Source organism: Kordiimonas laminariae, from assembly GCF_023008165.1.
GTDB classification, from domain to species: domain Bacteria; phylum Pseudomonadota; class Alphaproteobacteria; order Sphingomonadales; family Kordiimonadaceae; genus Kordiimonas; species Kordiimonas laminariae.
This window is the reverse complement of record NZ_JAKQZA010000003.1, coordinates 308,578-329,189: the sequence shown is the minus strand read 5'-3', so window position 1 is coordinate 329,189 and position 20,612 is coordinate 308,578. Positions and strand designations below refer to the sequence as shown.

At 47.0% G+C, this 20,612-nt stretch carries 20 protein-coding genes; 14 read left to right on the top strand and 6 right to left on the bottom strand.

Features of this window, described 5'->3' with window-relative positions; genetic code table 11:
* The first annotated feature begins 36 nt into the window (after positions 1–36).
* The 10 genes from trmB (at position 37) to MF542_RS07505 (ending at position 12,167) form a co-directional block, all read left to right on the top strand.
* Positions 37–759, top strand: coding sequence for a tRNA (guanosine(46)-N7)-methyltransferase TrmB (gene trmB / locus MF542_RS07550; RefSeq protein WP_247017584.1), 723 nt, complete (start codon positions 37–39; stop codon positions 757–759).
* A 274-nt stretch (positions 760–1,033) separates the two neighbouring features.
* Positions 1,034–1,540, top strand: a complete 507-nt coding sequence (gene rimP / locus MF542_RS07545; RefSeq protein WP_247017582.1) for a ribosome maturation factor RimP — start codon at positions 1,034–1,036, stop codon at positions 1,538–1,540.
* A 57-nt stretch (positions 1,541–1,597) separates the two neighbouring features.
* Entirely contained in the window at positions 1,598–3,226 is a 1,629-nt protein-coding gene (gene nusA, locus MF542_RS07540) for a transcription termination factor NusA (protein ID WP_247017580.1), read from the top strand.
* 39 nt (positions 3,227–3,265) lie between these two features.
* Positions 3,266–3,949, top strand: coding sequence for a DUF448 domain-containing protein (locus MF542_RS07535; protein WP_247017578.1), 684 nt, complete (start codon positions 3,266–3,268; stop codon positions 3,947–3,949).
* A gap of 1 nt (position 3,950) precedes the next feature.
* The gene (gene infB, locus MF542_RS07530; RefSeq protein WP_247017576.1) at positions 3,951–6,653 is read left to right on the top strand and encodes a translation initiation factor IF-2; all 2,703 of its coding nucleotides are present in this window, start codon (positions 3,951–3,953) and stop codon (positions 6,651–6,653) included.
* Positions 6,654–6,693: 40 nt separating this feature from the next.
* The gene (gene rbfA / locus MF542_RS07525) at positions 6,694–7,116 is read left to right on the top strand and encodes a 30S ribosome-binding factor RbfA (RefSeq protein ID WP_247017574.1); all 423 of its coding nucleotides are present in this window, start codon (positions 6,694–6,696) and stop codon (positions 7,114–7,116) included.
* 9 nt (positions 7,117–7,125) lie between these two features.
* Complete coding sequence (gene truB / locus MF542_RS07520) at positions 7,126–8,028, top strand: tRNA pseudouridine(55) synthase TruB (protein ID WP_247017572.1); 903 nt, start codon at positions 7,126–7,128, stop codon at positions 8,026–8,028.
* A gap of 22 nt (positions 8,029–8,050) precedes the next feature.
* Complete coding sequence (gene rpsO / locus MF542_RS07515; RefSeq protein WP_247017570.1) at positions 8,051–8,320, top strand: 30S ribosomal protein S15; 270 nt, start codon at positions 8,051–8,053, stop codon at positions 8,318–8,320.
* Positions 8,321–8,513: 193 nt separating this feature from the next.
* Positions 8,514–10,688 carry a polyribonucleotide nucleotidyltransferase gene (gene pnp, locus MF542_RS07510; RefSeq protein WP_247017568.1) on the top strand — a complete coding sequence of 725 codons (2,175 nt, stop codon included), beginning with the start codon at positions 8,514–8,516 and terminating at the stop codon, positions 10,686–10,688.
* 84 nt (positions 10,689–10,772) lie between these two features.
* The gene (locus tag MF542_RS07505; RefSeq protein WP_247017566.1) at positions 10,773–12,167 is read left to right on the top strand and encodes an NAD(P)H-dependent flavin oxidoreductase; all 1,395 of its coding nucleotides are present in this window, start codon (positions 10,773–10,775) and stop codon (positions 12,165–12,167) included.
* A gap of 49 nt (positions 12,168–12,216) precedes the next feature.
* On the opposite strand, the gene MF542_RS07500 is transcribed toward MF542_RS07505, so the two are convergent.
* Entirely contained in the window at positions 12,217–12,591 is a 375-nt protein-coding gene (locus MF542_RS07500; RefSeq protein ID WP_247017564.1) for a nuclear transport factor 2 family protein, read from the bottom strand.
* Between the two features lie 184 nt (positions 12,592–12,775).
* Between MF542_RS07500 and MF542_RS07495 the strand changes: the two genes are divergently transcribed.
* On the top strand, positions 12,776–13,345 hold the full coding sequence (locus MF542_RS07495; RefSeq protein ID WP_247017562.1) for an ANTAR domain-containing protein: 570 nt from the start codon (positions 12,776–12,778) through the stop codon (positions 13,343–13,345).
* On the opposite strand, the gene MF542_RS07490 is transcribed toward MF542_RS07495, so the two are convergent.
* The 5 genes from MF542_RS07490 to MF542_RS07470 form a co-directional block, all read right to left on the bottom strand.
* Positions 13,342–13,863, bottom strand: a complete 522-nt coding sequence (locus MF542_RS07490; RefSeq protein WP_247017560.1) for a GNAT family N-acetyltransferase — start codon at positions 13,861–13,863, stop codon at positions 13,342–13,344. The two genes, MF542_RS07495 and MF542_RS07490, sit on opposite strands and share 4 nt — an antisense overlap.
* The gene (locus MF542_RS07485) at positions 13,860–14,321 is read right to left on the bottom strand and encodes a GNAT family N-acetyltransferase (RefSeq protein ID WP_247017558.1); all 462 of its coding nucleotides are present in this window, start codon (positions 14,319–14,321) and stop codon (positions 13,860–13,862) included. The genes MF542_RS07490 and MF542_RS07485 overlap by 4 nt, the downstream gene beginning before the upstream one ends.
* The gene (locus MF542_RS07480) at positions 14,311–14,784 is read right to left on the bottom strand and encodes a GNAT family N-acetyltransferase (RefSeq protein ID WP_247017556.1); all 474 of its coding nucleotides are present in this window, start codon (positions 14,782–14,784) and stop codon (positions 14,311–14,313) included. Before MF542_RS07480 ends, MF542_RS07485 begins: the two co-directional genes overlap by 11 nt.
* Entirely contained in the window at positions 14,785–15,738 is a 954-nt protein-coding gene (locus MF542_RS07475; RefSeq protein WP_247017554.1) for a bifunctional helix-turn-helix transcriptional regulator/GNAT family N-acetyltransferase, read from the bottom strand.
* A gap of 126 nt (positions 15,739–15,864) precedes the next feature.
* On the bottom strand, positions 15,865–16,266 hold the full coding sequence (locus MF542_RS07470; protein ID WP_247017552.1) for an SH3 domain-containing protein: 402 nt from the start codon (positions 16,264–16,266) through the stop codon (positions 15,865–15,867).
* Positions 16,267–16,472: 206 nt separating this feature from the next.
* Here MF542_RS07470 and MF542_RS07465 point away from each other — a divergent pair, with 206 nt between their 5' ends.
* The 3 genes from MF542_RS07465 (at position 16,473) to MF542_RS07455 (ending at position 20,488) form a co-directional block, all read left to right on the top strand.
* On the top strand, positions 16,473–17,465 hold the full coding sequence (locus MF542_RS07465; RefSeq protein ID WP_247017550.1) for a 2-hydroxyacid dehydrogenase: 993 nt from the start codon (positions 16,473–16,475) through the stop codon (positions 17,463–17,465).
* A gap of 69 nt (positions 17,466–17,534) precedes the next feature.
* Positions 17,535–19,337 carry a translation elongation factor 4 gene (lepA, locus tag MF542_RS07460; RefSeq protein ID WP_247017548.1) on the top strand — a complete coding sequence of 601 codons (1,803 nt, stop codon included), beginning with the start codon at positions 17,535–17,537 and terminating at the stop codon, positions 19,335–19,337.
* Between the two features lie 317 nt (positions 19,338–19,654).
* A complete protein-coding gene (locus tag MF542_RS07455; protein WP_247017546.1) occupies positions 19,655–20,488 on the top strand; it encodes a hypothetical protein in 834 nt (277 codons plus the stop codon).
* The last annotated feature ends 124 nt before the right edge of the window (positions 20,489–20,612 follow it).

Genomic DNA, 20,612 nt, shown 5'->3' with positions numbered 1-20,612 from the left:
TGGCTCTGGCGGCTAACTTCGGTTATAGGGGCGCTCATGAACGATACAGCTGATACAAAAAAAGAATTCCTTCCGCCAACACAGCGCTTTTTTGGGCGCCGTAAAGGGCCTTCTCTGTCTGACCGTAAGCAAGGCCTGATGGATGGTCTTCTGCCGCGTATCAGTGTGCAAATCCCTGAAGGGGATGATGATCAGATTGATCTGGAAGCTTTGTTTGGCGCAAAGAAGGCCGAGGTTTGGCTGGAAATCGGTTTCGGTAAAGGTGAGCATATGGCTTGGCAGGGGCAACATAACCCTGACAAAGGCATGATTGGTTGCGAACCTTATTTGAATGGTGTTGCGGGCTTGCTTACGCAGATTGAAGAGCAGGGAATCGATAATATCCGTGTTTATGGTGATGATGCGCGTCATGTGCTTTGGAAATTACCAGATGCGAGTGTTGATCGAGTTTTCCTGATTCACCCAGATCCGTGGCCGAAGAAGCGTCACGCACGCCGCCGTTTCGTGAACCCGGACAATCTCAATGAAATTGCTCGTGTACTTAAGGATGGTGGTGAGTTCCGAGTGGGGACAGATCATCCTATCTACCGTGAATGGACGGCCCTTCAGATGTCAGCGCGTGAAGACTTTGAGTGGCAGGCCAAAGAACCATCTGATTGGCTTGTTCGCCCTGATGACTGGCCAGAGACTCGGTATGAAGTAAAGGCTCTTGAAGGGCATGCAACATACTTCCGTTTCACGCGTTTGGTGCGTAAATAGAAGCTACTCTCTTTTCTCTGTATCGATTCGAATAGTGAAGAATCTTTGGTGAATCCTGTGCTTTAGTTAAAAAGCGCAGGATTGCGTGCTTTTTGCCCTTGCCCCCGGGGTGTCTTGGGGGTATATAGGGGCCACTTCTCCTAGAGTATTGGTTAATTATTCAAGGGGTGAGCCTAGGCTCACAGCCGCGATAACCTATATCTAAGGCGCAGTTTGTAGCAGTTTTAGCGCCGTAGACGAGTTGAGTTTGGAGAAGAAGGAAAGGACAAGCTTGGTGAGCGAAGCCGCAGATAAAATTTCTGATATCATTGAGGCGACTGTAGAGTCGCTTGGCTTTGAGTTGATTCGCGTAACATATGGCGGTGGTCGTAAGCCGACCCTGCAAATTATGGCGGAACGGCCTGATGGCACAATGAATGTTGATGACTGTGCGACGCTATCGCGGGAAATTTCCCTTCTGTTGGATGTGGAAGACCCGCTACCTGAAGAGTATCTGCTTGAAGTATCTTCTCCTGGAATTGATCGTCCGCTCACACGCGTGAAAGACTTTGAGCGCTGGATCGGATTTGATGCCAAGATTGAGCTGAATGAACAGCTTGATGGGCGTCGTCGTTTCAGAGGAAAGATGTTGAAGTTTGATGGTGAAACCATCTCCATCTCTACAGATGAAGGTGATTTTGATCTGGCTTATGCAGATGTTTCAAAAGCCAAGCTGTTATTAACGGATGAACTGCTTGAAGCGGTGCAAAAGAGTGCGCCGGATCAAGCTGCCAATGAGTAAAGTTACGCCGGTTGGTTAACTTTCAGGGGCTTGTCCCCTAGCAATGGAGTGAAGTCGATGGCATCTGCTGTCAGTGCAAACCGTCTTGAGCTACTGCAAATCGCAGACCTGGTAGCGCGCGAGAAATCTATCGATAAAGATATCGTTCTCGAAGCTATGGAAGAAGCTATCCAGAAAGCTGCCCGTTCCAAATATGGTGCGGAAAACGAAATCAGAGCGCAGATTGATAAGAATAACGGTGATATCCGTTTGTTCCGTGTGCTTGAAGTTGTTGAAGAAGTTGAAGAGCCAGCCGTTCAAATCAGCGTTGAAGATGCGCGTGAAGATAAGCCAGACGCTGTCGTGGGTGATTTCCTTGCATCAAGCCTTCCTCCAATGGATTTTGGCCGTATCGCAGCACAAACTGCAAAGCAGGTTATTGTTCAGAAAGTACGTGATGCTGAGCGTGAGCGTCAGTATAACGAATATAAAGACCGCGTTGGTGAAGTGATCACTGGTCTTGTGAAACGTGTTGAATATGGCAACGTGATTGTCGATCTGGGTCGTGCGGAAGCAATTATGCGCCGTGATCAGGTGATCCCGCGTGAGCATATTCGTCAGAATGAGCGTATCCGCGGTTTCATTTATGAAGTACGCCGTGAAAACCGTGGTCCGCAAATCTTCATGTCTCGCACGAAGCCTGAATATATGGGCGCTCTTTTCGCTCAGGAAGTACCAGAGATCTATGATAATATTATCGAGATTCGTTCTGTAGCGCGTGATCCTGGTAGCCGTGCGAAAATCGCAGTTATATCAAATGATAATTCAATTGATCCTGTTGGTGCATGTGTTGGTATGCGCGGTAGCCGTGTGCAGGCCGTTGTAAACGAACTGCAGGGTGAGAAGATTGATATTATTCCTTGGTCGCCAGATGTAGCTTCTTTCATTGTAAATGCTCTTCAGCCTGCTGAAGTTGCAAAGGTAGTGATGGACGAAGAAAGCAACCGTGTTGAAGTTGTGGTTCCTGATGATCAGCTGTCTCTGGCAATCGGTCGTCGTGGTCAGAACGTTCGTCTTGCATCACAGCTTACAGGCTGGACGATTGATATCATGACGGAAGCTGAAGAAAGCGAACGCCGTCAGGAAGAATTCATGGCTCAGAGTAAAGCGTTCGTTGCTGCTCTAGATGTGGATGAAACACTTGCACATCTTCTCGTTGCTGAAGGTTTCACTGAGCTTGAAGAAATTGCTTATGTTGAGCCTGAAGAGCTTCTTTCTGTTGAAGGTCTGGAAGAGGAACTCGTTGTTGAGCTTCAGCGCCGTGCAAATGATCATCTTGAAGCGGCTGCTCGTGAAGCAGAAGCTAAGCGTGTAGAGCTTGGTGTAGCTGATGAGCTTGCGGATGTTGAAGGCTTGACACCTCAGATGCTTGTAGCTCTTGGTGAAGACGAAGTGAAAACGCTTGAAGACTTTGCTGGTTGTGCAGCTGATGAACTAACAAGCAAGGAAGATGGCATTCTTAAAGCATTCCCGCTGACGCAGGATGAAGCCAGTGATATGATCATGGCAACACGTGTTGCGCTTGGCTGGATTTCTGCTGAAGAAGCTTTTGGTGGTTCTGAAGAAGAAGTTACCGAAGAAGCTGAAGAAGTGGAAGGCGAAGAAACTACTGAGGTTGAAGCTGTAGCTGAAGAAGCAGAAGCTTAATCACAGAATAGGTGCACTGAATTTGTTGGAAGGCGTATAATGCCAGAAAATGAAAAGCCTGATACCAGCGCGAAATCGCGCAGAAAAAATGGGCGTCGGTGCATTTTAACAAACGAAACCGAACCAACAGAAAACTTGGTTCGGTTGGTCGAGGGACCAGATGGAACTTTGGTACCTGATCTGGCAGAGCGCTTGCCAGGGCGTGGTATCTGGGTTTCAGCAGATGGACCCAAACTGCGTGAAGCAGTAGAAAACGGTCAGCTCCATAAGGCTGCATGTCGGTCATTGAAGGCGAAGCTTTCAAAGGATGTAGTGCAGAATGATCTTGTTGATTTGATTGATCGTTTGCTGGTTCGACGAGTACTTGACCGATTAAACCTTGAACGCCGGGCAGGCAATTTGGTTACAGGCTTTGATAAAATCAAGGCAGCTATGACCAAAGCGGGTAAAGGAAAAGCTGGCATAAAGCCTGCGGTTCTGGTAACTGCCTCTGACAGCGGCGATGATGGGCGAAAAAAGATAAAAGCAGCTGTAGGCGATGTGCCTGAAGTTGCAGTGTTTGACCGGGATGCGCTTTCTGATGCGCTGGGTCGTGATAATGTAGTGCACGGACTTTTGTTTAAAAGTGGCGGTGCCGAGAAGTTTATGGCTGATGTCAGCCGTTTGTTAAGTATGCGAGGCCTCGCCCCGCTGACTTGTGAAGCGCAAGGGAACGAAGAATAGTATGAGCGACGATAAGAAATTAACCCTGTCCGGCAAAACCCTTGGTGTAAGCAAAGGGGTTGAAACGGGCCAGGTTCGTCAAAACTTCAGTCAGGGACGCGGCAAGGCGGTAGTTGTTGAGCGCAAGAAAAAGCGTGTACTAACAAAAGGTGGTGCGCCGGAACAACCAGCAGGTCAAAAGCCAGCAGGTCAAAAGCCGGCAGGCCAAAGGCCAGCAGGTGGTGGTCAGAAACCAGGGGGTAACAAACCAAGAAAACCTCGTGGTTATTCTCCTAAGAAGCCACAAAACGATGGTCGTGTTCTATCAAGCACTGAGCAAGAAGCTCGTGTGCGTGCGCTCGAGATGGCGAAGAAACGCGCTGAGGAGCAGGCGAAAGAAAAAGCTGCAATTGAAGCACGACGTGCTGTGGAAGAAGCTGAGCGCAAGAAGCGCGAAGCGGCTGAGAAAGCTACACGTGATGCTGAAACTGCTGCTGCAGAAAAGGCTGCTGCTGACGCGAAGAAAAAAGCAGAAGCTGCTGCTGCCGAAAAAGCTGCTGCAGAAGCAGAGAAGAAAAAAGCTGATAATGCTGCAGCAAAAGAAAAAGCTGCTGTAGACGCGAAGAAAAAAGCATCTCTTGCAGCGCGGGCTGTTCAGCTTAAGAAAGCAAATGAAGCACGTCAGGCTCCTGCCGCTGGTGGTGCCGCTGATGCTAATAAAGAAGATACACGCCGGGCAGCTAAGCCTAAGCGTAAAGACGTTAAAAAAGGCAATAACCAAAACGACCGTAACCAACGTGGTGCCCGTGGTCGTGGCGGTGATGATCGCCGCAAAGGCCGTCTGACAATATCAAGTGCTACAGGTGATAGTGAGCGTCAACGTTCATTAGCGTCATATAAGCGTGCGCAGGCTAAGAAACGCGCTGCTGAAATGGGTGGACGTCAGCAACAGCAAGAACGCCAGAGCCGCGAAATTACAATTCCGGAAGGTATTACTGTACAGGAACTTGCGCAGCGTATGGCTGAAAAAGGCGTTGCAGTAATCAAGGTTCTTATGGGCCTTGGTATCATGGCAACGATCAATGAAGTTCTTGACCAGGATACAGCGCAGCTTGTTGTGGAAGAGTTTGGCCATACTGCAAAACGTGTAAGCGAAGCGGATGTTGAAATCGGCCTCTTCGGTGAAGAAGATAAAGATGAGGACTTGATCTCTCGTGCGCCGATCGTGACAGTAATGGGTCACGTTGACCACGGTAAAACATCACTTCTAGATGCTCTTCGCAAAGCGAATGTGGTTTCAGGTGAAGCAGGTGGTATCACGCAGCACATTGGTGCTTATCAGGTGAAAACAGATGGTGGTGACCTTCTGACATTCCTTGATACACCAGGCCACGCAGCTTTCACTGAAATGCGTGCACGTGGTGCCTCTGTAACAGATATCGTAATTCTGGTTGTAGCTGCTGACGATAGCGTTATGCCGCAGACTATTGAAGCGATTAACCACTCCAAGGCTGCTGGCGTGCCGATGATCGTAGCGATCAACAAAATGGACCGCGAAGGTGCTAACCCAGATAAAGTTCGTCAGGAACTGCTTCAGTATGAAGTTGTGACTGAAAGCTTCTCTGGTGATACACAGGAAGTGGAAGTTTCTGCGCTTAAAGGCACTGGCCTTGATAAGCTTAAAGAAGCGATCGCGCTTCAAGCTGAAATCCTTGAACTGAAAGCCAACCCGAACCGTGCTGCTGAAGGTGTGGTTGTGGAAGCGAAGCTTGATAAAGGCCGTGGCCCTGTTGCAACGGTTCTTGTTCAACGTGGTACACTGAAGGTTGGTGATATCTTTGTTGCTGGCGCTGAGTGGGGTAAAGTTCGTGCCCTTATCAATGATAAAGGCCAGCAGGTTAAAGAAGCAGGTCCTTCACAGCCGGTTGAGGTTCTTGGTTCAAATGCAACACCAGGTGCTGGTGATGACTTTGCGGTTGTTGATAGTGAAGCGCGTGCTCGTGAAATTACTGAATACCGCCAAGATCAACAACGTAAGAAGCGCCAAGCTGCTCTTGCTGCACCTAAGACGCTTGAAAGCATCTTTACTCAGCTTAAAGAGAGCGATGGTAAGCAGGTGTTTGATGTTGTTGTGAAAGGTGACGTACAGGGTTCTGTTGAAGCTATTCAGCAATCTCTTGTGAAAGCTGGTAACGATGAAATCGAATGTCGTGTTATCCACGGTGCTGTAGGTGGTATTACTGAGACAGACATTGGTCTTGCACAGGCATCTAACGCACTTGTAATTGGCTTCAATGTTCGTCCAAGTACTCAGGCTCGTAAGCAGGCTGAAGAAGACGGCATTACCATCAAATACTACAACATTATCTATGATCTCATTGATGATGTGAAAGCAGCGATGGCTGGCCAGCTTGGTCCGGAATATAAAGAGAACGTTGTTGGTCGTGCGAACATTCAGGAAGCCTTCCAGGCTGGTAAAGCCGGTAAGGCGGCTGGTTGTATGGTTACTGAAGGTAATATCCGCAACGATCTTAAGGCCCGTATCCTCCGTGATGATGTGATTATCTACGAAGGTCAGATTGAAAACCTACGCCGCTTCAAGGATGATGTGAAGAAGGTTGAATCTGGTCAGGAATGTGGTCTGACATTTGAAAACTATCATGACTTCAAAGCTGGTGATGTTCTTGAAGTTTACGAGCTAGAGGAAATCGCACGTACCCTTTAAGGGGCGTGCGGCCTTCTGGCTGCTTACTTAGGTAAAAGTTATGTCCAAGTCACGGTTTGATGGGGATGGTTCCCCAAGCCTGCGGCTATTGCGCGTGGGCGAAAATGTACGCCATGCGATCTCAAGCATTCTTGCACGCGGCGATGTGCAGGATCCTGACCTTGAGACTGCCTCTGTAACTGTTTCTGAAGTTCGGATTAGCCCTGATCTTCGGAATGCTACGGTTTTTGTTATGCCGCTAGGCGGTGATGAAGATGGCAAGGTAACCAAAGCACTGAACAAAAACAGTGCGTTCATCCGAGGCCAGATGAGCAAGGTTGTGCATATGAAATATATGCCGCGTCTTAAGTTCAAGCTTGATGAAAGCTTCGATGAAGCAAGCCATATTGATGCGATCCTTCGCGACCCTCGTGTTCAGCAGGATATCAAAACTCTGGCTGACGTATCGGACGACGAAGAATAGGGCACTTCCTTGGCGAGAAAACGCAAAGGCAACAAAATTGATGGCTGGCTGATCATTGATAAACCGCTTGGTATCTCAAGCGCGAAGGTGGTTGGCGCTGTTAAGTTCCATACGAAAGCACAAAAGGTAGGCCACGGCGGTACGCTAGATCCGCTAGCCTCTGGTATTTTGCCGATTGGTCTTGGTGAAGCAACTAAGACTATGCCTTATATTGTGGACGCTTCAAAAGAATATGCCTTTACGGTTCAGTGGGGAACTGCCACCGATTCGGATGACAAAGAAGGCGAAGTGATAGAAACTGGCGGCAGAACGCCTTCAAAAGAAGAAGTAGAAAATCTTCTGCCTCAGTTTACTGGTTCTATTGAGCAGGTTCCGCCCGCATACAGTGCCATCAAGGTAGATGGTCAGCGAGCTTATAAGCTTGCACGTGATGGTGAAAAGGTGGAGCTCAAAGCCAGAACCGTTGAAATTCAATCACTTAAGTTAACTGATTTTGATGAAAAGGCTAATGAAGCCAGTTTTCATGTAACATGCGGTAAGGGCACTTATGTACGCTCACTTGGGCGCGATATTGCAAAAGCACTTGGCACATGTGCTCATATTACCGTTCTCCGCAGACTGCGTGTTGGCCCCTTTACTCTCAACAAAGCGATTTCGCTGGAAAAGCTTGAGGAGTTGGGCCATAGTGCGCGCGCTGTGGAAGCACTTCTTCCTGTAACGACTGCACTAGACGACATCCCGGTGCTAGCCGTTACGGAAACGGAGGCTCAAGAGATCAGATTTGGTCGGAGTTTCCAAACTTCCAAAGCTAAGCGGGATGGCACTTATGTGCTGATGGCAGGTGATACGCCTTTGGCGATTGCTGAAGCCAGTGACGAACTTGTTCGTCCCCTGCGGGTCTTCAATATGTAACTTTATTTTTAGGAGAAGATCGATGTCGATTGCAGCTGATGTTAAAGAACAGCTTATTAAAGAATATGCAGTGAAAGAAGGCGATACAGGTTCCCCAGAGGTTCAGGTTGCTATTCTAACTTCACGTATCACTACGCTGACAGAGCACTTCAAAGATCACAAGAAAGATAACCACTCTCGTCGTGGTCTGATCAAGATGGTTAACCAGCGTCGTAAGCTTCTTGATTACTTGAAGGGCAAAGACCAGGAGCGCTACAAGTCGCTTATTTCTCGTCTAGGTCTCCGTAAGTAAGAATTTAGCGAAGGCCGGTTCATTTGGACCGGCCTTTTCTTTTTCAGGTGGGTTGCCTGAAAGTAAAACGCATACCTTGCCCGGCAATGGGGCCGTGTGAGGTTATATTTTTAGCGGGGTATGCCCAAGGGGGTATGCCGGGAACCATACGGTTGGGTAAGTATTTTTCCGGTGGTTCCGCGAAAGGAAAAAAATGTTCGATATTTATCGTAAAGAAATTGAGTGGGGTGGTCGTACTCTGGTTCTCGAAACTGGCCACATTGCGAGACAAGCAAGCGGTGCCGTAATGGCAACATATGGTGATACAACAGTGATGTGTACTGTTGTTGGTGCCAAATCAGTAAAGCCGGGTCAGGACTTCTTCCCGCTTACTGTTAACTACACAGAAAAATACTATTCTGCGGGTAAAATTCCTGGTGGTTTCTTTAAACGTGAAGGCCGTCCAACAGAGAAAGAAACTCTTGTTAGCCGTCTGATCGACCGCCCAATCCGTCCACTATTTCCAGGCGGATTTAAAAACGAAGTGCAGGTTATCTGTACAGTTGTAAGCCACGATCTTGAAAACGATAGCGATATTGTTGCAATGATTGGTGCCTCTGCTGCTCTTTGCCTATCAGGTCTGCCGTTCATGGGCCCAATCGCTGGCGCGAAAGTTGGCTATAAAGACGGCGAATATATTCTGAACCCATCCCTTGAAGCTGTTAAAGAAAGCGATCTTGAACTTGTTGTTGCAGGTACATCAGATGCTGTTCTTATGGTGGAATCAGAAGCAAAAGAACTTTCTGAAGATGTAATGCTTGGTGCTGTTGAATTCGGTCATAACGCATGTAAGCCAGTGATTGATGCTATCATTGATCTTGCTGAGCAAGCTGCGAAAGAGCCATGGGAACTTGCAGAAGGTCCAGATACATCAGCTCTTAAAGCGAAAATTGCTGAAGTTGCTGAAGCTGATCTACGCGCTGCTTATGAAATCATTTCCAAGCAGGACCGCGTTGCGAAAATCAACGAAGTGAAAGCTGCAATTGCTGAAGCTGTAGCTCCGGTACTTGAAGAAAACGAAGAGCTTACAGAGCAGATGGTGGGTGATCTCACTAAGAAGCTTGAAAGCGCAATTGTTCGCGGCAATATCCTTGAAACTAAGAAACGTATCGACGGCCGCGGCCTTGATGATGTGCGTGATATCCGCGCTGAAGCAGGTATCCTACCACGTACACACGGTTCTGCACTGTTTACACGCGGTGAAACTCAGGGTCTTGTTGTAGCGACACTTGGTACAGGCGAAGACGAGCAGATCATTGATGGTCTTGAAGGTTCATACCGCTCAAACTTCATGCTGCACTATAACTTCCCTCCATTCTCTGTTGGTGAATGTGGCCGTGTTGGCTTCACTGGTCGCCGTGAGGTTGGTCATGGTAAGCTTGCATGGCGCGCGGTGAACGCAGTTCTGCCAACAGCTGAAGAATTCCCATACACAATCCGCATTGTTTCAGAGATTACTGAATCAAACGGTTCGTCTTCTATGGCGTCTGTATGTGGTGCATCTCTATCTATGATGGATGCTGGTGTTCCGATTACACGCCCAGTTTCTGGTATTGCTATGGGCTTGATTAAAGAAGGCGATGATTTCGCTGTTCTTTCTGACATTCTTGGCGATGAAGATCACCTTGGTGATATGGACTTTAAGGTGGCTGGTACATCTGAAGGTATCACTGCACTGCAGATGGATATCAAGATTACTGGTATTACCAAAGAGATCATGGAAGTTGCGCTTGAGCAGGCTGGTCGTGGTCGTGCCTACATCCTTGATGAGATGAACAAAGGTCTTGCTGATGCTCGTACAGAGCTTTCTGAGCATGCTCCTCGCATCGAAACAATGAAGATCCCTGTGGACAAAATCCGCGAAGTGATCGGTACTGGTGGTAAAGTGATCCGTGAGATCGTGGAAACTACTGGTGCGAAGGTTAACATCGAGGACGACGGTACAATCAAGATCGCATCTTCTGTTGCTTCACAGATTGAAGCAGCGAAAGACTGGATCATCGGTATCGTTGCTGAGCCTGAAGTTGGCACAATCTACAAAGGTAAAGTTGTTCGTATTATGGACTTCGGTGCGTTTGTTAACTTCATGGGTAGCCGTGACGGTCTTGTTCACATTTCGGAACTTGTTGAAGAGCGCGTTGAAAATGTGACTGACGTTGTGAAAGAAGGCGACGAAGTTTACGTGAAGTGTCTTGAGATTGATGGCCGCGGTAAGGTTCGCCTGTCTATGCGTGTTGTTGATCAGGAAACAGGTGAAGAAGATCCTGATGCACGCCCTGCTAAAGCTGCACCGCAGAAAAAGCGTGGCCCACGTAAAGACCGCGATTAATTTCCGATAAAAAAATGTTATACTGGCGCAGAATTTCCTGCGCCAGCTACTCCTGCGAGGGGCAGGGGAACTTGGGAGAGTTTAATGAGTTTTAGCCTTAATTCGATCCGTATGGGTGGTAAAGAGGTGTTGCCACTTATCGAAGGTGGTAAAGGCGTTGCCATTTCAACTGGGGCAAGCAGTGGGCCTTGGGCCGCAGCTGGCGGAATTGGCACTATTTCTGCGGTAATCGCAGACGCATATGATGAACACGGTAATGTAATCCCACATGATTACATGGGGAAAAGCCGCCGTGATCGCCATAATGAAATGATTGATTTTTCCATTAGAGGTACCATTGATCAGGTACGCAAAGCTTGGGAAATTTCAAAGGGCGAAGGTCATATCAATATTAATATGCTTTGGGAACTAGGTGGCGCGCAGAAAATTCTGCATGGCGTTCTGGAGAAAACCAAAGGCATGATCCACGGGGTTACCTGTGGTGCAGGTATGCCGTTTAAGCTGGCCGAACTGGCTTCAAAATACGGTGTGCATTATTATCCAATCGTATCTTCAGGCCGTGCTTTTAACCTGTTGTGGCGCCGTGCGTATAAAAACGCGGCTGACCTTCTGGGGGGTGTTGTTTATGAAGACCCTTGGCGTGCAGGTGGCCATAATGGCCTTTCAAACGCAGAAGACCCAACAAAGCCAGGCGATCCGTACCCACGGGTATTAGAGCTACGTAAAATCATGCGTAAGCTTGGCCTTGACCATGTGCCGATCATTATGGCGGGTGGTGTTTGGAACCTGAAAGAATGGAAAGACTGGATCGATAACAAAGAACTTGGTCCGATTGTTTTCCAATTTGGTACACGTCCGCTCCTTACGAAAGAAAGCCCGATTTCTGAGCGCTGGAAGAAGAAGCTTCTTGAACTGAAATCAGGCGATGTTCTTTTGCAGAATTTTAGCCCTACAGGCTTTTTCTCAAGCGCAATTAAGAACAGCTTCCTTGGTGAACTTGTTGGCCGTAGTGACCGTCAGGTAGACTTCCGCACCGAGCAAGATGAAGAGTTCAACACCGAAGTAATGGTTGCTCGTAAGAAATATATCGTGCGCGGTGAAGATGCAGCGAAAATCGAAAACTGGGTAGCGGCTGGTTACGATCAGGCAATGAAAACACCTGATGATACGCTCTTGTTTGTGGATGCTGATAAGGCAACTGAAATCCGTAAAGACCAGAAAGACTGTGTTGGTTGTTTGAGCCAGTGCCGTTTTTCTAGCTGGGCGGATAATGAGAAGAATTCAACAGGCCGACTTGCTGACCCGCGCAGCTTCTGTATTCAGAAAACACTCGAAGACGTGGCCCATGATGGTAACATCGAAAAGAACCTTCTTTTCGCAGGTCATAATGCTTTCCGTTTTGGTTCTGATCCATTCTACTCGAACGGGTTTGTGCCGTCAGTGAAGCAGCTGGTTGACCGTATCATGACAGGCGATTAAGCCTTCAGAACATATTGTAGAGAAGCCCGGTTGAATAACTGGGCTTTTTTTATGGGCGCAAGGTTCCCTGATGAAAAAGGATCTGCCAATCGCCGTTTATCCGTGACCATATGGAGCTTCTAAGCGACCCTTTTCTCGCGGTACCATCTGTTAGTGTGCGTGGCGGAATCAAATAGGTGACATGTACGGTTTTTTCATCAATAGATACCGCCTGAAAATCTTCCAACTCATAGTCTGTAAAGCTGGATTCAGTAGTCAGTAGGTCAATGATCTCAACTTTACTGAAAATGCGGCCAGATGAACCAAACTCTTTGAAGTTATCTGATAAGGTATTTTGCAGAAAAGTTTTATCTGTCCGGCAGGTGGATTTTGCTAGTTTTTTCTCTAGCGTATAAAGAGCTTTTTTCTCGGATTCATTGATCATGTAACTAACTGATGTTATTATATTCTTAGGTCTCGCGCTTGCATGTAAGTGGCTTGAATCACTTTCTTATTTCCTAGTTAACCTTAATAATCACTCTTCAACTAGTTAAAATTCTAAGGAATTGGAGAAAGTTTCTAAAGATTATGCCGCTACACTTAATCTGCGTGATTGGAAAGTGGTTTAAATGTCGTATGAAGAGTTGAATGCGCTTGTTGCTGTTTCTTCCCCAGAACTATCAGCAGGTGTTTGTGAATTCTTAATTTCTAAAGGTATCAAGCGTGTGCGTACAGCTGACTGTATGCATGAAGCGATTGATTATATGTTGAAGACAGAGATTTCCCTCTTTGTCATAGATGGCCAGTTACTAGCGACACATGAAGATCTTCGCAAATTGATAGTAGGTGTAGATTTCGCACGCTTTATTCGTATGTGCGAAGGGCCAATGGCTGAGGCTCATGTGATCTTTTTCCGGTCCAGCACGGACCAGATGGACTTGATTGAAGCAAATAATGAAATAATGGAAGCCCGGCAGGCCGGTGTAACTTGTATCTTGCCACAGCCCTTTAATGCTGAACGATTTGAAACTATCGCAGAGCCGTTCATACTGCACCCGCAGCCTTTTGTCCGATCTGCAGATTATACAGGTCCTAGCAGGCGCATTGTTGATGTACCTGTTTCGGTGGAACGTAGAAGCGGCAAAAACAATCCTGGCCCCGCTAACGATGATGACAGTGATGAACTGAGTTTTGGCTAGCCAAGCTCTCGGTGCATCACGAATGAAGCAGCATGCTCTTGCCCGACAACAAGGCTAGGACCATCAGCCATAATCTTGAAATTATGTTTGGCGTAAAAGCGTTGTGCACGAATATTTTTTTGTGCCACGATCAGCCAATGTAGTTTTATATCTCTGTTTGTTTCTTCCAGCTTTTTCAGAAATGTTGCCGCCAGTCCTGTACCGTGGGCTGAGGGCATCAGATAAAGCTTATCAATTTCAAAAGCAGGAGTATCCGGGCTTAGTAAGCTCGGCTTATCATGAAACACAAAAACACCTTCCAGATCATGTTCCCGTTTAGCTAACCACACAGATGTAATCGGAGCAGAAAGCCAACTGTCCACTTTTGCTTCCGTATAATTGAGATCAAAATATTCTTCGATGTCTGCGGGTTGGTACCGGTCGGGGTAGGCAGCTCTGAAGCTTTCTTTCAGAAGCGTAACAATAGCTTGTGTATCGTTATCTGTAGCTTGGAACAAAGTATAAGGCTTGGTGGTCATAAGGCCCGTTTCATATAAACAACGTCATCTTCTGGGTTGAAGTTATAAGGGGCTGTTTCTTCAAAGCCGAGCTTTTTATAGAGATTAACAGCTGCTTCCAGACGCCTCAGGCTATCAAGCAGCATGGTACTATAGCCCTCATTTTTAGCTTCTGTAAGCAGCACGTCGCAAAGTGCACGTCCTGCGCCTGTTCCCTGCGCCTCAGGTAAAACATAAAGGCGCTTCATCTCGCACACATCATCGCTGTGTCTCTTGAGCGCTACTGCGCCTAGCGGTTTATCATCCATCTTTGCCAGAAGAAGAAATTCATAAATCTTTGGGAACTCTGCCATCTCGCTATCAATCCCCTGAAATCCAAGATCGATAGGCAGGAAAGCAACAAACGCTTCGAATATCCGTTTAACAGCTGCGATGTCCTCTGCGGTTTCAGCCCGTGCGATAGTTACATTACTTTTCATGATCGCCACGCCATTCCATATAACAGTTGGTGCAAAGATATTCACCGCCGTTTGGGTGTTCACCCATTTCAAAGCCCAGTTTTTTATAGAGTGCGACGGCCGCCGTTAGCATAGTGTTGCTTTCAAGGAATAAGGTTTTGCCACCTACTGTTTTGAAACGTTCAATCACAGCTTCACCAAGTAAGCGGCCGTAACCTTTCCCTTTGCCTTGGTCCGTTACGCCCATCTTTGTTAGTTCGTAAACACCATCACCATGATTTTTCATGCCAACGGTGCCAATAACTTCATCACCTTCCAGTACGAAGAAAACTTCACCACCATTTTTCAGCAATACTTCCTCAGGTTTGGTAAGCATCTCTGTATGTTGTGGTTCAACGGTAAAGTCCTTAGCTAGCCACGCCATGGTGATGTCATAGAAAGCTTGTTTGTATTTCGGGTCATAGGAAATAATGCGGCCAGTCATCTATGCGTCCTCTCGCCATTCCATATAGTAATTGGCTCGTTCATAAGGGCTTTCAAAAGGGCTAGGCAGTTCTACAAACCCAATACGTTTATAGATACGGATTGCAGGCTCTAGCAGGGTGTTGGTTTCAAGGAATAGCTTGTTGCCAGCGCGTGCCTGAAAGCGCTCAATTACTTTGTTACATAAAGCTGTACCAACACCGCCTTTATGAAGGGTTGGGTCAACCGCCAGTTTGGTAAGTTCAAAAACACCGTCACCCGTCGGTTTCATCGCTACACAGCCAATAGCCTTGCCTTTATCGACAGCGAAAAATATCTCTCCACCTTTACTGAGAATATATTCTTCAGGTTGAGAGAGCACTTTTTCATCGATTGGTTCTACTACGAAATATTTCTTCAACCACGCAACATTGAAATCATAGAAAGCTTGTTTGTGGTTGGCACTGTAGGGTTCAATGGAAAAGCTTACGTCATTGGTATCTGCGGCGAGTTTTTCTTTGGCCCGATCATAAAGGCTTTTCTGGTTATAAACTTCTTCAGTACGGCAGATGGCGTTGAGGAGACTGATGTTTGCTTCCTCCATTACATCTTTCATACTGGCCTCTAATGCTTGCCAATAAGGGCGCAAATCATCGGCAAGTTGTTTGCCTCTTGCAGAAAGTGCTACGAGCTTTTGACGCCCGTCTGAGGTGGCATCAGTTTCTACTAAATCTTCAGCAATCAGTTTCTTCACTGTTTGGCTAACAGCAGAATGGCTGAAGCCTGCGAGCTTCGCGATATCTGCGATAGGCATCGCACCGCGCAGTGCAAGCGCATATATCACATAGAAGTAACTCACACGAAAATTAAGTCCGGCTTCTTCATAAAGTTTATCAGCATCAGCGGACATAGCTTCATAAAGCCGTCTGATACGGGTGCCGATCCCAAGCTCCAGATAAATTTCTTCCTGTGACATATACGCAAACTCCTCACTGTCAGGTAGGATAAGAAATTATATAAGTGCTTACATAAAATATTCAAGAAAGAAATTTCAGACCATTATCTGAATAAATCTTGTGAACCTAATAGGGGTATAAAAGGCTTAATTAATCACTTCGCGGCTATATACGCCCCACAGGTGATGACGTTCAATCCAGCCCTTTGTACCTTCGATTTCCAGTTGGCACCAATCATCTGCACATTCAATGATATGACCGACTACATTTTCTTCAGCTGTAATAGCGAGTTGGGAATTAGTGTCTTTGCTGCGGAATAGTGATTTTTTGCCACCCATCATCATAGCGGTACGGCGGCCTGAAAGGAGGGCGCGATGAATCCAGCCCGTTGAACCTTCATGGTCTGTTACTTTTCGCCATGGGCCTTTCTCATCCACCACCTCAAGCGGTAGATATTTCCGTTTATATACCCACATGATGGGATATTGGCGGCCCGGCCCAGTGCGCATGTTAGCTTCTGTTGCATTCATGGAAACAAACCGCGGCAATGGATTTCCGCTTGCGCCCACATTCTGGGCGAAACTGGTTCCTGTTATTGAAAAGGCGCATAAACACACCACAAGTATAACAAAATGCCTCATAACCGCGATTCCCCCTCGCTTGGCGTTTGAAACAAGCGCTCCCTTCTGGTACAGAAGCCTTAAGTCTGTGCTCGAGCGCTTTTCTCGCTCGACAGAAAAGGTTATTTTGCATCATGAGTCAAACAGGAAACCGTATTCGGCCTAAGGTAATTGTAACGCGCAAGCTGCCAGACAGCATTGAAACGCGGATGGCTGAACTATTTGATGTAACGCTGAATTTGGCAGATAAGCCCTTAACGGAAGAGCAGCTTAAAGCCGCTGTTGCTGAAGCAGATGTGCTTGTGCCAACCGTAACTGATTCTATCAGTGCAGAGGTTTTGGCCGCGGCTGGTGACCAACTGAAATTGATAGCTAACTTTGGCGCTGGCGTGGATCATATTGATATGGCCGCTGCCAAAGAAAAAGGTATCGCGGTTACAAACACACCGGGCGTACTCACTGAAGATACGGCTGATCTTACTATGGCGCTTCTCTTGTCAGTACCGCGCCGCATTTTTGAAGGTGAAAAAATCCTTCGTGCTGGTGATTGGAGTGGCTGGACCCCGACATTCCTTATGGGGCACCGTATTCAAGGTAAACGCCTTGGTATTATTGGTATGGGCCGTATTGGTCAGGCGGTGGCAAGGCGCGCTAAAGCCTTTAATATGGCTGTTCATTATCATAAGCGTTCACGCTTGCCTGAGCAGATTGAAGGTGAGCTTGAAGCAACATACTGGGAAGACTTGGATGAGATGCTGAGCCGTATGGATTTCATCTCTATCAATTGCCCACTTACAGATGAAACGTTCCGTCTTCTTAATCGCGCACGCCTTAAGAAGCTGCAGCCGCATGCGATTGTGATTAATACTGCCCGTGGTGAAGTGGTGGATGAGGAAGCGCTCGCTGATCTTATTGAAGTGGGCCGAATTGCTGGTGCTGGCCTTGATGTGTTTGAGGAAGAACCAACCATTAATCCAAAGCTACTTGAGCTTGAAAATGTAGTGCTGCTGCCGCATATGGGTTCTGCTACAATAGAGGCGCGGGTTGCAATGGGCGAAAAAGTGCTTATTAACATCCGGGCATTTGCCGATAAACACCGTTTGCCGGACCGGGTTATCCCAGATTAAGCGTTAGCCTGAATAATACAGCGCGGTGTTTGCCGCAGTTAAAAACAAGAAAAGTAATAAGTAACGGCCATGACCGAATTAAAGAACATTCGCAACTTCTCAATTGTTGCGCACATTGACCACGGAAAATCCACACTTGCTGACCGTTTGATCCAGCACACAGGTGCTCTTGAAGATCGCGAAATGAAGCAGCAGGTGCTTGATTCCATGGATATTGAGCGCGAGCGGGGTATTACAATTAAGGCGCAAACAGTGCGCCTTGAATACCGCGCGAAAGATGGTGAGATATATGTTCTGAACCTGATGGACACGCCGGGTCACGTGGATTTCGCCTATGAGGTAAGCCGCTGTCTTTCTGCCTGTGAGGGTTCACTGCTTGTGGTAGATGCCAGCCAGGGTGTGGAAGCGCAGACACTGGCAAACGTGTATCAGGCCATTGAAAATGATCATGATATCGTGCCCGTTCTTAATAAGATCGATCTGCCTGCCGCTGAGCCAGAACGTGTGCGTACACAGATTGAAGATGTGATTGGTATTGATGCCTCTGAAGCTATTGAGTGTTCTGCGAAATCGGGGATTGGTATTGAAGAGGTTCTCGACGGTATCGTTGAACGCTTGCCTGCGCCTGAGGGCGACCCGAACGCGCCTCTTAAAGCCATGCTGGTGGATAGCTGGTACGATAGTTATCTGGGTGTGATGGTTCTTGTGCGTGTGATCGACGGCACCATCAAAAAAGGCCAGACCATTAAAATGCTCGCAGCTGATAGTGAGCATAAAATTGACCGCGTTGGCGTGTTCACACCAAAAGGTGTGATGGTGCCGGAACTTGGCCCGGGTGAAGTAGGCTTTATTACAGCGTCTATCAAAGAAGTGGCTGACACTCACGTAGGTGACACGATTACGGATATTAAAGTGCCGTGTAAAGAGGCGCTGCCGGGCTTCCAGCCAAGCCGTTCTGTAGTATTCTGTGGTCTGTTCCCTGCGGATACGTCTGAATATGAAGCCCTTAAGGAAGCGCTGGCGAAATTGCGCCTGAACGATGCCAGCTTTGAATTTGAAACCGAAAGCTCTACAGCGCTTGGTTTTGGTTTCCGCTGTGGTTTCCTTGGTATGTTGCACCTTGAGATTATTCAAGAGCGTATCAACCGCGAGTTTGATATTGAGCTTATCACCACAAGCCCAAGCGTTATCTACCATATCTATATGAAGAACGGTGAACGCGTGGAGCTGCATAATCCAGCTGATATGCCTGATGTAACCAAGATTGACCGTATCGAAGAACCGTGGATTGATGCAACAATCCTTGTGCCGGATGAGCATCTGGGTACAGTTCTGAAGCTTTGTGAAGACAAGCGCGGTATTCAGGAAGACCTCACGTATGTTGGCGCTCGTGCAATGCTCAAATATAAACTACCGCTCAACGAAGTGGTTTATGACTTCTATGATCGCCTTAAATCTGTAAGTCGTGGTTACGCGAGCTTTGATTATGAGCTTCGCGGTTATGAAGAATCAGACCTTGTGAAGATGTCTATCCTTGTGAACGCAGAGCCTGTGGATGCGCTTTCCATGCTAGTGCACCGCACGCAGGCAGATAGCCGTGGCCGTGCGCTTTGTGAGCGCCTTAAGGACCTGATCCCTCGCCAGCTGTTTAAGATTCCAATTCAAGCAGCAATCGGCGGCAAGGTTATCGCCCGCGAAACTATTTCCGCTATGCGTAAAGATGTAACAGCGAAATGTTATGGTGGTGATATTACCCGTAAGAAAAAGCTCCTTGAGAAACAGAAGAAGGGTAAAGCCAAGATGCGTATGTACGGTAAGGTGGAAATACCGCACAGTGCATTTATTGCAGCCTTGAAGATGAGAGAAAATTAAAGATAGAATCAGATCAATTTTCTCAAGCTAAACATTCCGCCTATTTCAAATAGGCGGGATTTTTTATGCTTTTTGGAGAGATTTTCTAAAAACAAGGCATAGAATATATTTTTTTAACGTGTTGTTAATATAAGTTTGAGAACCTAATACTGCTGATACAGCCTAATAGCTCCCTTGATCTGACTGTGTCGCGCGGAACCGCATGTCCTCCCCCGAATGCGGTTCCGTTTTTTTATGCTTCTTCCAAACTCGAATAATGATTGCATTGTTGACCGGTATGTTTTTCAATGGGCTATAGGTAACAAGCGGGTAATATTATGCGAAATCTGCTGCGAATATTGATACTTACAGGTTTTCTATCAGTTGGTTTTTCATCTGCTCAAGCACAGAGCGGTTTGAATGAAACTGATCCAAGGCAAATGTCGCTTGATCTATATGCTGGCATCAATCGAGGAGTTTTACCGGAAAACCTCGCATTGCAGCTCCGAGATATTATCCAGCTTTTTCGTTACCGCTGTACTCGGGTTACTGATTATCAGGTTTTCCAACAGCGTCCTAATCTGATCGATTTGAAAGTGAAATGTTCAGGTGACCCATTATATGGGGTGACTGTCGCTTCTAATGGGTTTGTCAGTGTTTTTGGTGGTAACGGGATTTTGTCGGGTTTCGATAGGCGTGATGGCCTCATCCTAAGCTTCCGTGTAGAGGGCGAGACGACCGATTCCAGTCTCACAGTTGATCAAGCATTTGATGAAACAGTAAGCCGGATAGAAATGGGTGATGAGTTTGATTACATCTACCTGTTAAGTACCTTCATGATGATCCTTGGGATAGGGATTGTTGTCTTTGTTGTTTGGTTGAAGATGTATAGGTTTAAACAGGGACGTAAGCCGCGCCAGCGTCATAAGCCAATGCAGAAGCATAGAGTACGCTTGTCTAGCAAGGTGAAGGATCAGTTGTTGGAAGAGTCTACGGAGGTGGCTAAATATGTGCACCGCCACCCTTCAGGTGTTTATCTTTCTGTTGGTAAAACAGGGAAGCGTAGATTGTTTCGGTCGAGATTTTGGGCTGTGATATATGCACGTTTCGGCATGAAAATGTTTGAAACCTCGCTCGAAGAAGCTGCTGCTGAAGAAGAACCTGCAAGCTAAAAGTTATTAGCTTTTAGCGCCTTCCACCGAAGGGCGATTCCCATGTAATACCTGTTACATGAGCTACTAGATTAGCGGCCAGAATTAGAAACCCCATCATTGCAAAAAACTGCCAGTAGTAATA